We start from the raw sequence: 15,297 nt of genomic DNA, 5'->3' as shown, positions 1-15,297 counted from the left end.
TGTCAGGGCAGGTCGGTCGCCGCCGCGAAAACCCGGTCCATCATCGCCTGCGTGCCGCGCGAGAATTCGAGCGGGCACGGATAGGCGGCCCCGGTCGAGGCACTGTGGTTGAACGCCGCGACCTGCAACTCGTATTGCCGCGCGCCGTTGAACCGCGCCACCTGTTCGGGCTGGCCCGCCTGCCGAAGGATCACCGCCGCGTCGCCGAAGACGGGGCCGTTGAATGGCGCCGTCAGGTGGATCGACCCGGTTTCGCCGTGGAAGGTCATCGTCTGCCACGGGTTGAGCCGGATCGACACGGTCGCGGCATAGGTGAAGCCGGGGAAGGTCGCGTCGATATGGCTGAAGGCGTCGACGCCGCGGTCCCAGCGGATGCGGGCATCCACGCTGTCGGGTTCGGCTGCGGTGACGAAGCGTGTTGCGCCGATCACGTAGACGCCGATGTCGCGCAAGGCTCCGCCGCCCAGATCCGGCTGATTGCGGATGTTGTCCCGGTCGGCGGCGTTGTTGAAGCAGAACATCCCTTCCACGTGTCGCAGCGGGCCGATGGCGCGGCTGGCCAGCAGGTCGCGCACATGCTGCCACTGGGGGTGGAACACGATCATGTAGGCCTCGGCGGCGAGCCGCCCGGCACTGTCGCGGGCTGCGATCAGCCGGTCGATTTCCGGCGCTTCCATGGCGACGGGCTTTTCCGTCAGCACGTGCTTGCCTGCCGCAAGCGCCTTGAGCGTCCAGTCCAGATGCATCGTGTTGGGTAGGGGGATATAGATCGCATCCACCCCCGGATCGGCCAGCAGCGCGTTGTAATCACCATGCACGCGCAGGTTTGGGGCGATGGCGCGGAATGGATCGGCCTTGGCCGGGTCACGGGTGGCAAGTGCCACCAGTTCCCCGCCCGCCGCGGCGTGGAGCGCGGGCCCCATGTGCTGCGCCGCGAAGTGCGCCGCCCCAAGGATGCCCCACCGGATATGTGCCATGTTCTGCCTCCGCCGCTCATGTTTGCGCCACCATAGCGGGGCGTGCGGCGGTGGCAAGCCGAGGTCAGTCGGCAGGCATCAGGCCACGTTCGACTGCCAGTTCGCGCATCTTCTTCTGAAGCTTCTCGAACGCGCGCACCTCGATCTGGCGGATGCGTTCGCGGCTGACATCGTATTGCGCCGAAAGGTCCTCCAGGGTGACCGTGTCCTCCTGAAGCCGGCGCTGCACGAGGATGTCCTTTTCGCGGTCGTTCAGCACGTCCATCGCTTCGGTCAGCAATTCGCGGCGATAGGTCAACTCGTCGGCTTCGGCGTAGTTGCCGGCCTGGTCGGCGCCTTCGTCCTCCAGCCAGTCCTGCCACTGGGCCGACCCATCGTCATCCGAGCCGATGGTCGCGTTCAGCGACGCGTCGCCCCCCGACAGGCGTCGGTTCATGGAAATGACCTCGTCCTCGGTGACGCTCAGATCATGGGCGATCCGGGCGACATGTTCCGGGCGAAGATCACCGTCCTCCAGCGCGCCGATGCGCGACTTGGCCTTGCGCAGGTTGAAGAACAGCTTCTTCTGGGCGCTGGTGGTGCCCAGCTTCACAAGGGACCACGACCGCAGGATGTATTCCTGGATCGAGGCGCGGATCCACCACATCGCATAGGTCGCAAGGCGGAACCCCTTTTCCGGGTCGAACCGCTTCACTGCCTGCATCAGCCCGACGTTGGCCTCAGAAATCACCTCGGCCTGGGGCAACCCGTAGCCGCGATAGCCCATGGCGATCTTGGCCGCGAGCCTCAGGTGCGATGTCACCATCTTGTGCGCCGCCTCGGTGTCCTGGTCCTCGACCCAGCGCTTGGCGAGCATGTATTCCTCTTCGGGTTCCAGCATGGGGAACTTGCGGATTTCCTGAAGGTATCGGTTCAACCCCTGTTCGGGGGACGGCGCGGGCAGGTTCTGATATGTGGAAGCCACGGTCGTTTTCCTTCGTCACGCGGAATGTACATTCATTTCACATTAACACTTGGGCGCTTCACTTGGCCGGATCAAGTGTCATTGCCTTGCATCGGTGCACAGGCGGCCTGCGCGGGATCACCGCCAAGTGCCTGTGTCAGTCGCTGCATATCGTCTGGCAAAGGCGCATCGAAGGCCAGCCACGTCTGCGTGACCGGGTGTACGAACCCCAAAGTCGCGGCATGGAGCGCCTGCCGCGGGAAGTCATCCGCGACAGCGCGAGCCGCGGGTGCGAAGCCGCGGGCGGGCAGGCGGCGGCGCGCCCCATAGGTCGGATCGCCGATCAGCGGATGGCCCAGATGGGCCATATGCACCCGGATCTGATGGGTGCGCCCGGTTTCCAGCCAACAGTCCAGCAGGGCCACGCCGGGCGGCGTGCCGTAGGTGTCCAGAACCTTGGCGCGGGTGATCGCGTGGCGTCCGCCCGATGGAAGCACCGCCTGCTTCTGCCGGTCGTGGCGGTGGCGTCCGATCTGCGTCGTGACACACAGCACCCCGCCAGGTTCGAAGGTCACGCCCGGCAGTCCGCGCAGACGCGCGCTCGCCGCGTCGGGCACGCCATGCACCAGCGCGCGGTAGTGGCGCGCGACCGTATGGGCGGCGAACTGAACCGCCAGCCCGTGATGCGCACGGTCGGATTTCGCCACGACCAGAAGGCCCGAGGTATCCTTGTCGATACGGTGGACGATGCCGGGGCGGGCTTCGCCGCCGACGCCCGACAGGCTGTCGCCGCAATGCGCCATCAGCGCGTTGACCAGCGTGCCGCCGGGGCTGCCGGGGGCGGGGTGGACGACCATGCCCGCGGGTTTGTTCACCACGATCAGGTCGGCGTCTTCGAAGACGATGTCGAGCGGGATGTCCTCTGCCACGATGCCCGCGTCCTCGGCATCGGTAACGGCGAGGGTCACGACATCGCCCTCGGCCAGCCGCGACTTCGCGGACAGCACCCTGTCGCCGCATTTCACGGCCCCGTCGTCGAGCAGCCGCGCGATGCGCGTGCGGCTGAGTGCGGCGTCTGCGGGGACATCCCGCGCCAGCGCCCGGTCGGCCCGCGCGGGCGGATCGGCGGCGATGGTGACATGGACAAGGCGCAGGCGGGACATGGGCGGATCGCTTCGGCTGGGCAGGGCTGGATAGCGCGGACACGCGGTGCTGTCACCCCGGTTGCACTGGCGGTGCACCGTCCCGCACGCTAGGAGAGCCGGGACCGAGAACGGAGCATCCCATGCAGGACCAGCCGGACCCGCCGCCCGAACCCCGCGCATTGCGGCAGTTGCGCGTCATGGTGACTGCGCTGACCGGCGTGATGATCTTCGGTATCCTCGCCATCGTCGTGTTGCTGGCGCTGCGGTTGCAGCGGGACGACGCCCCGCGCCTGCCGCCGCTGCCTGCCGTTGTCGCCCTGCCCGAAGGGACCACGGTGCTTGCGGTGACCGCGGGCCCGGGCTGGTACGCCGTGGTGACCGCGGATGACCGCATTCTCGTGTACGACGCGGCCAGCGGCGCGTTGCGGCAGGACATCGCAATAGACGCGGGCCGGGAGTGACCTTCCGCTAGTGGCTACCCGTCAGCACAAGACTGCGCACCGGCAGCAGCAGCGTCTGTGACCGCAACAGGATGGCATGGACGATCCCGACGGTTTCAACCCCGTGCAGTCCGAGCCGCGTCCAGAACCCGAGATCGGGATCGTCCAACTGGTCGTGAAAGCTGGTATAGGCATTGGCGACGCAGGCGCTGCCGGGCGGGATCGCGTCAGCCTGCCCTTCGAAAAGCGGCTCAAGCCGTACGGTCAGGCTGCCGGGGCGCCCGGTGCGTTCCAGCGGGTCGATCAACTGGTCGGACGGACGGAATTGTCCGGTTGCGATGACATCCTGCACGCCGGTCACGACCATCGGCACGATGCGAAAAGGAAGGGAGGCACAGGAGATCTCGGCCAGCATGCCCGGTTTGACCACGCCGCCGGCGAGCTGGTTGAACCCGGCCACGAACACGCCGCGGTCGTATTCCGCGGGCACCAGGATCCCCGCGGGCCGCAGTATGGCCGAAATGTAATCCCCCACCTGCAACTGGAACTGTTCGACCGTGCCGGTGACGCCGGCGCGCACGATGGTCTTGTCCAGCTCAGCCTGCGCTTGCGCAAGCGCCGCTTCGGCCGACGCGCGCTGCGCCGGGATCAGCAGGTCGATCTGCGTCTGGAGCGCGGCCTGGTTGGCGCGGGCAGAGTCCACCGCGCCCTGACGGGCCGTGACGACAGATTGCAGCCGGTCGATTTCGCTGTCCGACACGACGTTCGGGTTCCGCGCAAGCAGGTTCAATTGCCGCGCAAGCTCGTTCTCGGCCTCGTCCAGCAGGCCGATCGCCTGGTCCAGCTGCCCTGCCGTCGCGGCCAGCTGGTCCTGTGCGACCGACAGGGAAGCATCCACCTCGGCAATGCGGCGGCGTGCGGTTTCCAATGCGGCCTGCTGGCTCGAATCGTCCAGCCGGAAAAGCACATCGCCTGCTTCCACCCGTTGCTGGCCGCGCACGTTGACCTCGACCACGCGGCCCGGCGTTTCGGGCAGGATCGTCACCGTGCGGAAATAGGACGACACGGCACTGGTGGACGGGTGAAAGAAGAACACGACGGTAATGAGCCCGAGTGCCAGGATAAGGCAGCCGGTGATGCCCCAACGCAACTCGTACCAGACCGAGAACAGCGTGATCTCTTGCCCAATGCGCTTGCCCTGCCCGAACCGGCGATAGAGGAAATCGGGCAGCAGCGTGAAGAGCGAACAGAACAGCAGTTCAAACATGGTCCCGCGGCTCCGTCACGCTGTCGGCGATCTCCTCCTCGCGGCCCGTGGCCTTTTCCAGCGAGCGTGCGATGGACCGCAGCGGCGTCATCACGTCCGGCACCTCCACCACGGCGAGCACGAGCGCGGCCAGCCAGAACATGTTGTTGTGGGTCAGCAGCCCGAGCAGCGCCAGGATGCCGATCAACTGGAACTGCGCCGCGTTGCGTTTGTGCGCCATCCGTTCCGGAAGCGAGTGCAGCGACAGGTAGACGACCCCGCCCAAGAGCACGAGCCCGATCAGGAACACGCCCACATTGACCAGCATCATGTCGGTGGCAGTCGGCGGCGTGATGAAGAACGGAAGATGCTCGGGGGCCAAAGGGTGAAGGCCGGGGGGATGATCCGTGGACATGGCGTGCTCCGGTGCGACGATCCTGAATTCCGCTTAACCCGTTTCGAGGGACGACGCCACGGTTGCTGCATCCGGGCGCATCACCCTTGCAGGGCACGCCATCCGATATCGCGGCGATACTGCCCGCCAGGCCAGTCGACGGCGTCGGCCAGCGCATAGGCCCGGTCGCGCGCCGCGGCCAGTGTCGCACCGCGCCCGGTCGCGTTCAGCACGCGCCCGCCATGGGCCCGCACCTGCCCGTCCACGGTCTTTGTCCCGGCGTGGAACATCATGTGAAAGCTGTCCTCGGGCAGCGCGTCGAGCCCGCCGATCACGTCGCCCTTGCGGGTGGCGCCGGGATAGCCCGCGGCGGCCAGAACCACGGTCATCGCATGGTCGTGGGCCCAGTCGACCCGTGCGTCGGCGAGCCGCCCCTCTGCACAGGCATGGATCAGGTCGAGCGCCTGTGCGCCCAGCCGCAGCATCAGCACCTGTGCTTCCGGGTCGCCGAAGCGGACATTGTATTCCACAAGCCGCGCTGCGCCGTTCTCGATCATCAGCCCCGCATAGAGCACCCCCTGATAGGGCGTGCCGCGTGCCGCCATCTCGGCCAGCGTTGGGCGGATGATCCGGTCCATCACCTGGGCCTGCAACGCATCGGTCAGGATCGGCGCGGGGGAATACGCCCCCATGCCGCCCGTGTTGGGGCCGGTATCGCCTTCGCCCGCGCGCTTGTGGTCCTGCGCGCTACCGATGGGCAGCGCCTCGATGCCATCGCAAAGCACGAAGAACGACGCCTCCTCGCCCTCCATGAACGCCTCGATCACCACCTCGGCGCCTGCGCCGCCGAAGGCTCCCCCGAACATGGTGTCCACGGCATCCTCGGCCTCGGCAAGCGTCATCGCCACCACGACACCCTTGCCCGCCGCCAGCCCGTCGGCCTTGACCACCACGGGCGCGCCCGTCGTCCGCAGGTGGGCGCGTGCGCTGTTCGCATCGGTGAAGCGCGCCCAGGCCGCGGTGGGTACGCACGCGGCGTCGCAGATCTCCTTGGTGAAGGCTTTCGATGCCTCCAGCCGTGCGGCCGCTGCCGAAGGGCCGAACACCAGCACGCCCGCCGCGCGCAGTTCGTCCGCGACACCGGCGACCAGCGGCGCCTCGGGGCCGACGATCACGAGATCGATCGCGTTCTCGGCGGCGAATTGCGCGACGGCGGCGCCATCCTCGATCGGCAGGTCGGCGCAATCGGCGATGGCCGCGATGCCCGCATTGCCCGGTGCCACGATCAGCCGGTCGCATTTGGGGTTCTGCATCGCCGCCCATGCCAATGCATGTTCGCGCCCGCCGCCGCCGAGGATGAGGATGTTCATGGGTCATATTCCTTTCGCACACGGCTCCTAGGCTGCCGCACGTGAAGTGGCAAGATTTGCCGCGCGTGATCGACCCTGATCGTGCCGGCTGCAGCACCGGGAGAAACACCATGGCCGACATCATGACCGCGACCTACTACGTCACGGAAGCACCCGTGGACGAAGGCAGGCACTTCGTGCACAGCGCCAACTGCCAAGTGCTGCCCGAGAGTGGTCTCGACGATCTGGGAGAGTTTCCCGATTGCACCCCCGCGATGGAGGCCGCCCGCGCGAAATACGATCCGGTCAATGCCTGCGCGCTGTGCTGCGGCGCGTGCTACGAAGGGTCCGACGCATTCGAGGACATGGTATCCGACGACGGATGATCCGCTTTTCCCCCCGCGCCTGATCGCCTAGGGTCGGGTGCGGTGTTTGGGAATGCGACATGGATCTGATCGACGATGGCCCGGAAGGGCATCCCGGCGACAACGCGCCGGAATTCACAGTTTCCGAAATCTCGGGCGCCGTGAAGCGTGCCATCGAGGGCGGTTTTTCCCGCGTCCGCGTCCGGGGTGAACTCGGCCGCGTGTCCAGGCCGCGGTCGGGCCATGTGTATCTTGACCTGAAGGACGACCGGTCGGTCCTGTCCGGCGTGATCTGGAAAGGGCAGGCCGCGAAGCTCGACACCCAGCCGGAAGAGGGGCTGGAGGTGATCGCGACCGGGCGGCTGACGACCTTCGCGGGCCAGTCGAAATACCAGATGGTGATCGACAGCCTTGTGCCCGCCGGGGCGGGCGCGCTGATGGCCATGCTGGAGAAGCGCCGCAAGGCATTTGAGGCCGAGGGGCTGTTCGCCCCGGATCGCAAGCGCGCGCTGCCCTACCTGCCCGAGGTCATCGGGGTCGTCACGTCGCCCTCCGGCGCCGTCATCCGTGACATCCTGCACCGGCTGCGCGATCGGTTTCCGCGCCGGGTGCTCGTGTGGCCGGTGGCGGTGCAGGGCGCGGCCTGCGCACCTGAGGTCGCACGCGCTATCGCCGGGTTCAACACACTGAGCCCCGGTGGCGCGCTGCCCCGGCCCGATCTGCTGATCGTCGCGCGCGGCGGTGGGTCGGTGGAGGATCTGTGGGGTTTCAACGAGGAGGTGGTGGTGCGGGCCGTCGCGGCCTCCACCATCCCGGTGATCTCTGCCGTGGGGCACGAGACCGACACCACGCTGATCGACTTTGTGGCTGACCGCCGCGCGCCCACGCCCACCGCCGCCGCCGAGCTGGCGGTGCCGGTGCGGGCGGAACTGGTGGCGACGCTCGATGCGTTGGCGGCGCGCCTGAGCGGGGCGCAGGTGCGGGGCCTGAGCCTGCGCCGCCAGCGGTTGCGGGACCTGTCGCGCGCCCTGCCGCGGGCGGAGGACCTGACCCGTCCCGCCGCCCAACGGCTCGACCAGTGGGCCGACCGGCTGCCGCGTGCGCTGCGCACACGGCTGGACACGGCTAGGCTGCGATTGGACGGGGCAGGGGCGACGCTGCGGCCCGCCACGCTGACCGCGCGGATGCGTTGGGACGGCCAGCGCCTGGAGCGCGCGGGCGGGCGGCTCGACGCCGGGCTGACAGGCGCGATCAGCCGGCACCGGCTCCGGCTGGCGCAGGTGGCGGGGCGTTTGTCCTTGCGGCCCGTCACGCAGCGGATCGCCCGTGCGCCGGCGGAACTGGACAAGCTGGGCGCGCGGCTGGACGCGGCGCTGGCGGCGGGGATGGAGCGGCGGAAGCGGGCGCTGGCCGCTTCGGATCGCCTCCTCGACTCGCTCAGCTATCACGGCACGCTCAGGCGCGGATACGCGGTGGTGCGCAGCGGCGATGCAGTGCTGACCAGCGCGAAGGCGGCCAGGGGCAGGGCACCGCTGGAGTTGCAGTTCCATGACGGCCGCCTGACCGTCGGGGCCACAGACACGACCCCGCCCGCAAAGCCCGCCAAGCGGCGCAAGCCACCCGTGCAGAAAACCCTGTTCGACGAGTGAAACCCTTAGCCCCCGTGCTCTGCCCCCCTGGGACTCTGCGCTTTTGGATCAGACGCCCAGGCGCGGCCCGCGGCAGATCAACGGTTCGGGGCTTTCGGCGATGACATAGAGTGGTGCGCTGTCCGGTTCGCCGGTCGGGCGCGCACCCAGTCGCGCGCCATCGCGGAAGAAACGCCAGCATTCCGGTGACTCCCGCCCCTCATAGGCGAAGCAGATCGCGTCGCCCTGCGGATACCAGCGCCCGTCCATGCATTCGCCATCCAGGAACGACCACCGCACGCGCCGGCCGGGCAGGTATTCCTCGATCCCGTAGGGGCCTGCCTCTGTCCCGTAGACCAGCGTTCGGCCCGTGACGGTCGCGTCGAAGGCGTCCGCGTCCAGCGGCGTTTCGGCATGCACGAGCGTGGTGGCGAGGATCAGGGCAAGGAGGGCACGGATCATGGGGCATGCTCCCGTCCACCGATCCACACGGCCTGCACCGCGCGGTCGTCGCCCATCATTATGGTGGGGAAGACGGCTTCCCAGATGTCCTGCGCCCGGTCGCTGCGCTGCGCGATGTGCGGCGTGGACGCCAGATCGAGCACCACGAGGTCGGCCTCGGTTCCCGGTGCCAGCGTGCCGACCCGGTCGTCCATCCGCAGCGCGCGCGCCGATCCCTCCGTTGCCAGCCACAGAAGCTGCGCGGGATGCAGCGGCGTGCCGCGCAACTGGCCGAGTTCATAGGCAGCGGCCATCGTCCGCAGCATCCCGAAGTTCGACCCGCCGCCCGTGTCCGTGGCAAGCCCCACGCGCTGGCCCGCGCGGCACAGATCATCCAGCGCCATGATCCCCGACCCGATGAACGCGTTCGATGTCGGGCAATGCACGAGGCTCGCGCCCGCCTCAAGCAATCGCGCGCGTTCGCGGTCGGTCAGGTGGATCGCGTGGCCGAACACGGCACCGGGCCCGAGCAATCCGTGAGATTCGTAGGTGTCGAGGTAGTCCCGCGCGTCAGGGAACAAGTTGGCCACCCAGGCGACCTCGTCGGTCTGTTCCGACAGGTGGGTCTGCATCAGACAATCGGGGTGTTCGGCCCAGAGCGTGCCCATCGCCGCAAGCTGGTCGGGCGTGGAAGTGGGCGAAAAGCGTGGCGTTATCGCATAGGTGGCCCGCCCGCGCCCCTGCCAGCGGCCCAGCAATGCCTTGCTGTCGTCATACGCAGTTTGCGGCGTGTCGCGCAGCCCTTGGGGCGCGTTGCGGTCCATGCAGGTCTTGCCGCCCGCGACCCGCATGCCCCGCGCGTCCGCCGCCGCGAAAAAGGCATCGACGCTTTCGGGATGGATCGTGCAAAAACTGCACACGGTCGTCGTGCCATGGGCCAGCACCGTGTCGAGATACAGCCCCGCGATGTCGGCGGCATAGGCGGGGTCGCCAAACTTCATCTCCTCGGGAAACGTGTAGTCGTTCAACCAGTCGATTAGTCGCTTGCCCCAGCTTGCGATAATCCCGGTCTGCGGATAGTGCACATGGGCATCCACGAAGCCGGGCAGGATTACGCAGTCGCCATAGTCCACCCGTGCCGCGCCGGGATGGGCGGCCAGAACGCTGTCGGCAGGGCCAGCCACAAGGATCGTGCCGTCCGCTATCGCCACCGCTCCGCGCCGGTCGTGCCGCGTCGCCGTCATCGGCCCCGCGTGTCCGAACGGATCGCCCGTGAATTGCACGATCTGCCCCAGCAGCACCTTAACTTCCGTCATCTTTCCCGGTATCCCGCAGTTCGGATCACGCGGTCCACACTGGCGCAGCCGCGTTGCGGGCCCAAGGCAAAAGCCAGGACACCCGGCAGATTTTTTGGCGGTCCGGGGCGGGGTGCCACGCGGGCGGGGCAGGGCAGGACAGGAGGCGCCGATGCAGGACGAGGCCGAAATCATCGACGAAGCTGCCGATGCGGCGCTCGATCCCCGGCGGGTCGGACGCATCCTTGCAGCGGTGGAGAACGGGGATGCGGTGCGCCTCGCCGAGTATCTCGACCCGCTGCACCCCGCCGACATCGCTGACCTTCTGGAGCAGATCGACAGCGACGACAGGACCGGATTCCTGCGGCTATGGTCAGGCGATGCGGTGGGCGAGGTTCTGTCGGAGCTCGACGAAGGGCTGCGTGAGGAGGTCATCAGCCAACTCGATCCGGGGCTGTGGCAGGCCGCGGTGCGCGAACTCGACACCGACGACGTGGTGGACCTTGTCGAGGATCTGGAGGATGATCAGAAGACCGCGATCCTCGATGCGCTGGAAATGGCCGACCGGTTCGCCGTCGAACAGGCGCTCGGATACCCGGAGGACACCGCCGGGCGCCTGATGCAGCGCGATGTCGTGACAGCCCCCGAGGACTGGACCGTGGGCCGGATGATCGATTTCCTGCGCGACAATGAGGATCTGCCCGACCAGTTCTACCATGTCACGCTGGTCGATCCGCGCATGTCCCCGGTGGCCAACGTCACGCTTGGGCGGATGCTGAGCGCACGGCGCAACGTGGCCCTTGCCGATCTGGCAGAAGAGACGTTCTTTCCGATCCGCGCGACGGAGCCGGTCGAGAACGTGGCTTATGCGTTCAACCAGTATCACCTGATCTCGACACCCGTGGTGGACGATGGCGGGCGGCTGGTAGGGGTCATCACCATCGACGACGCCATGATCGTGCTCAGCGACGAGCACGAGGAGGACATCCTGCGCCTTGCCGGTGTGGGTGACGCAAGCATGTCTGATAACGTCATGGAAACGGTGCGGGTCCGGCTGCCATGGCTGGCGGTGAACCTTGGCACGGCGATCCTCGCGTCCATCGTGATCTCGCTTTTTGACGACGTGCTGGCGCAGGTCGTGGCGCTGGCGGTGCTCATGCCCATCGTGGCGTCGATGGGCGGCAACGCGGGCACGCAGGCGTTGACCGTGGCGGTGCGGGCGCTGGCGACGCGCGACCTGACCTCGTCGAACCTTGGCCGCGTCATCCGGCGCGAGATCGCGGTGGGGCTGCTGAACGGGCTGGCCTTCGCGGTCGTGATGGGCCTGATCGGCTGGGCCTGGTTCGGTTCGGCGGTGATCGGCGCGGTGCTGGCGGCGGCGATGGTCGCCAACCTGCTGGTGGCCGGGCTGGCGGGCATCCTGATCCCCGTGGTGCTGGAACGACTCAGGCTCGATCCGGCGCTCGCGTCGGGAACCTTCGTGACAACGGTGACGGACGTGATGGGGTTCTTCGCGTTTCTGGGCCTTGCGACCTGGGTGCTGCTGTGAGCGTCGCCGCGGCCAAGTCCGCCGCGCGCGAAGCCGCCTTCGCCCGGCGCAAGACCGCCCATGGCCATTTGGACCCTGCACCGGCACAGGGTCTTCTGGCCGGGCTGCTTGCCGCAGAACCGCAGGGAACGGTGGTGTCGATCTACGATCCGATCCGGACCGAAATCGACCCGCGCCCGGCTATCCAGGGTGCGTTGGGGCGGTTGCGGTTCGCCCTGCCGGTCATCGCGGGGAAGGGCCTGCCGCTGACCTTCCGCGCCTGGGTACCGGGGGCGGCGATGGCGCCGGGCCCGTTCGGGGTGGCTGTGCCTGCGGCGGGTGAGATGCTGGTGCCCGACGTGCTGGTCGTGCCCATGCTCGCATTCGACGCGCGCGGGTACCGGCTGGGCTATGGCGGCGGTTTCTACGACCGCACTTTGGCCGACCTGCGGGCGCGGGGGCGGCGGGTGCGGGCCATCGGCTTCGCGTATGCCGTGCAGCAAGTGGCCGATCTGCCAGTGGATCAGACCGATGAGCCGCTGGATGTCATCGTGACAGAGGCCGGGTTGCTGCGCCCGATCCCGTGAATCCGCTTGCCGCACGGGGCATGGCGACCTAAGCCCTCACCATGAAGATACTTTTTCTGGGCGATGTGATGGGCCGGTCGGGCCGCAGCGCGATCCGCGACCGGCTGCCCGGTCTGCGCGAGCGGCTTTGCGCGGATTTCGTGATCGTGAATGGCGAGAATGCGACCTCGGGCGCCGGACTGTCGGCGGAGCACGCAAAGCTGCTGTTCGAGTCCGGGGCCGACTGCGTCACGCTGGGCGACCATGCCTTCGACCAGCGCGAGATGATGTCCCATATCGAACGGGAGCCCCGCATCCTGCGGCCGCTGAACTATGCCAAGGGCGCGCCGGGTCATGGACACAGGTTGTTCACGCTGCCGGACGGGCGGCGGATCCTTGTGGCGCAGGCGCTGGGGCAGGTGTTCATGAAGCGGCCCTTCGACGATCCGTTCTCGGCGCTCGACCGTGTGCTGAAGGCGCATCCGCTGGGCGGCATGGCGCAGGCCGTGGTGGTGGATATCCATGCGGAAGCCACCTCCGAGAAGATGGCCACGGGTCATTTCTGCAACGGGCGCGCATCGGTTGTGGTCGGCACCCACACCCATGTGCCCACCGGCGATGCGCAGATCCTGCCCGACGGCACCGCCTATCTGACCGATGCGGGGATGTGCGGCGATTACCTGTCCGTGATCGGCATGGATCCGGCAGAACCGCTCCGCCGCTTCGTGACCGGCATGGGCAAGGGCCGCTTCGTGCCCGCGACGGGCGAAGCCACGCTGTCGGGGCTGTTCGTGGACACCGACGACCGGACCGGGCAGGCGCGTGCCGTCAGCATGATCCGGGACGGGGGTCGGCTTCAGACGGCAGTCCCTTGACAGCCAGTTTGGGCTGGCCCTTCCTGACCACTGGATGGACGGCGCCGATGGATGGACACCCGCATGACCCAGCTTGATCTGCCCGCGCTGACCGGGGTCGCGCAGGCCGATGCCATCGTCGCCCTTGTGGTCGTGCTCGGCATGTTCGCCGCATTCATGCGCGAAGATTTCCCGGCGGAAGTCGTGGCGCTTGGCGGGGTGTCGGTGATGCTGGTGTCGGGCGTGCTGTCCTATGATCGCGGTCTGGACATGCTGGCCAACCCAGCGCCATGGACCATCGCGGCGATGTTCGTGGTGATGGGTGCATTGGTGCGGACCGGCGCGCTCGACTGGTTCATCAGCCGGACCGAGGCGCTGGCACGGCGCAAGCCACGTGTGGCCATCGCCGTGCTGATCGGCTTCGTGGTGATCGCCTCGGCCTTCGTGTCGAACACGCCGGTGGTGGTGGTGATGATCCCGGTCTTCACCCAGATCGCCAAGACGCTGGGCAAGTCGCCATCGAAGCTTCTGATCCCACTGTCCTACGCCGCGATCATGGGCGGCACGCTGACGCTGATCGGGACATCGACCAACCTGCTGGTGGACGGCGTGGCGCGGGACAACGGGCTTTCCGCCTTCACGATCTTCGAGGTCACTCCGGTCGGTCTGGCGGTCGTCGGATGGGGGATGCTGTACCTGTGGCTCGTCGCGCCGCGGCTTCTGCCCGAACGGGACACGATGGCCAAGATGCTGTCAGGGCGCACCGGCATGAAGTTCTTCACCGAGGTCGCGGTGCCCGAAGACAGCGCGTTGATAGGCCAGACGGTGACCGAGGTCGACCTGTTCAAGCGCGAGGGCGTGCGCCTGATCGACGTGCTGCGCGGGGACGCGTCCCTGCGGCGCGATCTGGCCGGGGTGGAACTGGCCGCCGGCGATCGGGTCGTGCTGCGCACCCAGATGACCGAGGTGCTGGGCCTTCAGAAGAACCGCGACCTGCGCATGGTGGACAAGCTGTCGTCAGTCGAGACGAGCACGGTCGAGGTACTCATCACACCGGGCTGCAAGATGATCGGACGGTCGCTCGGGTCGATGCGCCTGCGGCGGCGCTACGGCGTCTATCCCATCGCGGCGCACCGGTCGAACCAGAATATCGGGCGCAAGATGGACGATATCGTCGTGCGGGTGGGGGATACCCTGCTGCTGGAGGGTGCGCCTGCCGATATCCGGCGGCTGGCGGCTGACATGGATCTCGTCGATGTGTCCACCCCGTCGCAGCGGGCGTATCGGCGTGACAAGGCCCCGATTGCCATCGGCGCTCTCGCGGGGCTTGTCGTGCTGGCGGGGCTGGGGGTCGCGCCGATCCTGATGCTTGCCATTCTGGCGGTTGCCACCGTTCTTCTGACACGTTGCATCGATGCGGAGGAAGCGTTCTCCTTCATCGACGGGCGTTTGCTGGCCTTGATCTTCTCGATGCTGGCGATCGGGGGCGCGCTCGACCAGTCGGGCGCCGTGGGGCTGCTGGTGGGCGGCGTTGCGCCGGTGCTGGAAAACCTGCCGCCGTTCCTGCTGATCTGGGCGATCTTCCTGCTGACATCGGTGCTGACGGAGCTCGTCACCAACAACGCGGTGGCGGTTGTGATGACCCCGATCGCGATTGGGGTGGCGCTGGCGCTCGGTTTGGATCCGCGCCCGCTTGTGGTGGCTGTCATGATTGCCGCGTCGGCCAGTTTCTCGACGCCCATCGGGTACCAGACCAACATGATGGTCTATGGTCCCGGTGGATACAGGTTCACCGATTACATGCGCGTCGGCATTCCGCTCAACCTGTCGACCGGGCTCGTCACGGCACTTCTCGTGCCGCGGGTCTGGCCTCTCTAGAGCGTGTCGCGTTTAATCGGTTCCGTATCCGGCGGCCTTGAAGAAGTTGTAGCACTCTTCATCGGTGAACAGGTTGCAGACATGCCCTACGGCCTGCCAAAGCTGATCATAGGTTCGCGCGGCGGCCTTTCGGATCAGCGCCTTCAGCTTTGAGAAGGCCATTTCGATCGGATTGAGGTCCGGGCTGTAGGGCGGTAGGAACAGGAACCACGCGCCGATGTCGCGCAGTGCTTTGGAGGCGACCGGAC

General features: G+C 67.6%; 16 protein-coding genes. 7 read left to right on the top strand and 9 right to left on the bottom strand.

Annotated elements, in window-relative coordinates:
* Positions 1-2: 2 nt before the first annotated feature.
* From DDE13_RS07270 to DDE13_RS07260, 3 genes are all read right to left on the bottom strand, one after another.
* Entirely contained in the window at positions 3-977 is a 975-nt protein-coding gene (locus DDE13_RS07270; RefSeq protein ID WP_111402945.1) for a Gfo/Idh/MocA family protein, read from the bottom strand.
* A 64-nt stretch (positions 978-1,041) separates the two neighbouring features.
* A complete protein-coding gene (rpoH, locus tag DDE13_RS07265; protein ID WP_111402943.1) occupies positions 1,042-1,941 on the bottom strand; it encodes an RNA polymerase sigma factor RpoH in 900 nt (299 codons plus the stop codon).
* Between the two features lie 71 nt (positions 1,942-2,012).
* On the bottom strand, positions 2,013-3,083 hold the full coding sequence (locus tag DDE13_RS07260) for an RluA family pseudouridine synthase (protein WP_111402941.1): 1,071 nt from the start codon (positions 3,081-3,083) through the stop codon (positions 2,013-2,015).
* A 122-nt stretch (positions 3,084-3,205) separates the two neighbouring features.
* Between DDE13_RS07260 and DDE13_RS07255 the strand changes: the two genes are divergently transcribed.
* Positions 3,206-3,526: a DUF6476 family protein gene (locus tag DDE13_RS07255; protein ID WP_111402939.1), complete on the top strand. Its 321-nt coding sequence runs from the start codon at positions 3,206-3,208 to the stop codon at positions 3,524-3,526.
* Positions 3,527-3,533: 7 nt separating this feature from the next.
* Here DDE13_RS07255 and DDE13_RS07250 read toward each other — a convergent pair whose 3' ends face one another.
* The 3 genes from DDE13_RS07250 to purD form a co-directional block, all read right to left on the bottom strand.
* Complete coding sequence (locus DDE13_RS07250; protein ID WP_111402937.1) at positions 3,534-4,772, bottom strand: HlyD family secretion protein; 1,239 nt, start codon at positions 4,770-4,772, stop codon at positions 3,534-3,536.
* A complete protein-coding gene (locus DDE13_RS07245) occupies positions 4,765-5,166 on the bottom strand; it encodes a hypothetical protein (RefSeq protein WP_111402935.1) in 402 nt (133 codons plus the stop codon). The genes DDE13_RS07250 and DDE13_RS07245 overlap by 8 nt, the downstream gene beginning before the upstream one ends.
* A gap of 80 nt (positions 5,167-5,246) precedes the next feature.
* The gene (gene purD / locus DDE13_RS07240; RefSeq protein WP_111402933.1) at positions 5,247-6,515 is read right to left on the bottom strand and encodes a phosphoribosylamine--glycine ligase; all 1,269 of its coding nucleotides are present in this window, start codon (positions 6,513-6,515) and stop codon (positions 5,247-5,249) included.
* Positions 6,516-6,625: 110 nt separating this feature from the next.
* On the opposite strand from purD, the gene DDE13_RS07235 reads away from it, so the two are divergent.
* Together DDE13_RS07235 and xseA are read left to right on the top strand one after the other, a co-directional pair.
* Entirely contained in the window at positions 6,626-6,880 is a 255-nt protein-coding gene (locus DDE13_RS07235; RefSeq protein WP_111402931.1) for a hypothetical protein, read from the top strand.
* Positions 6,881-6,939: 59 nt separating this feature from the next.
* Positions 6,940-8,508, top strand: coding sequence for an exodeoxyribonuclease VII large subunit (xseA, locus tag DDE13_RS07230; RefSeq protein ID WP_111402929.1), 1,569 nt, complete (start codon positions 6,940-6,942; stop codon positions 8,506-8,508).
* 48 nt (positions 8,509-8,556) lie between these two features.
* On the opposite strand, the gene DDE13_RS07225 is transcribed toward xseA, so the two are convergent.
* Together DDE13_RS07225 and guaD are read right to left on the bottom strand one after the other, a co-directional pair.
* The gene (locus DDE13_RS07225) at positions 8,557-8,949 is read right to left on the bottom strand and encodes a hypothetical protein (protein WP_111402927.1); all 393 of its coding nucleotides are present in this window, start codon (positions 8,947-8,949) and stop codon (positions 8,557-8,559) included.
* Positions 8,946-10,244 carry a guanine deaminase gene (guaD, locus tag DDE13_RS07220; RefSeq protein ID WP_111402925.1) on the bottom strand — a complete coding sequence of 433 codons (1,299 nt, stop codon included), beginning with the start codon at positions 10,242-10,244 and terminating at the stop codon, positions 8,946-8,948. The genes DDE13_RS07225 and guaD overlap by 4 nt, the downstream gene beginning before the upstream one ends.
* Positions 10,245-10,395: 151 nt before the next feature.
* Between guaD and mgtE the strand changes: the two genes are divergently transcribed.
* The 4 genes from mgtE (at position 10,396) to DDE13_RS07200 (ending at position 15,049) form a co-directional block, all read left to right on the top strand.
* Complete coding sequence (gene mgtE / locus DDE13_RS07215; RefSeq protein WP_111402923.1) at positions 10,396-11,772, top strand: magnesium transporter; 1,377 nt, start codon at positions 10,396-10,398, stop codon at positions 11,770-11,772.
* Positions 11,769-12,338: a 5-formyltetrahydrofolate cyclo-ligase gene (locus tag DDE13_RS07210; RefSeq protein ID WP_111402920.1), complete on the top strand. Its 570-nt coding sequence runs from the start codon at positions 11,769-11,771 to the stop codon at positions 12,336-12,338. Before mgtE ends, DDE13_RS07210 begins: the two co-directional genes overlap by 4 nt.
* Before the next feature lie 41 nt (positions 12,339-12,379).
* Positions 12,380-13,192 (top strand): TIGR00282 family metallophosphoesterase, encoded by an 813-nt coding sequence (locus DDE13_RS07205; RefSeq protein ID WP_111402918.1) that lies wholly within the window; start codon positions 12,380-12,382, stop codon positions 13,190-13,192.
* 63 nt (positions 13,193-13,255) lie between these two features.
* Entirely contained in the window at positions 13,256-15,049 is a 1,794-nt protein-coding gene (locus DDE13_RS07200; protein WP_111402916.1) for an SLC13 family permease, read from the top strand.
* A gap of 12 nt (positions 15,050-15,061) precedes the next feature.
* Here the strand turns inward: DDE13_RS07200 and DDE13_RS07195 are convergent.
* Positions 15,062-15,297: transposase (locus tag DDE13_RS07195; protein ID WP_222626047.1), on the bottom strand; the 236-nt coding region annotated here is incomplete at its 5' end.

This window comes from Meridianimarinicoccus zhengii (assembly GCF_003254465.1).
Lineage (GTDB): Bacteria > Pseudomonadota > Alphaproteobacteria > Rhodobacterales > Rhodobacteraceae > Meridianimarinicoccus > Meridianimarinicoccus zhengii.
Note: the sequence above shows the minus strand (reverse complement) of the source record. Positions and strands in the feature narration are given on the sequence as shown.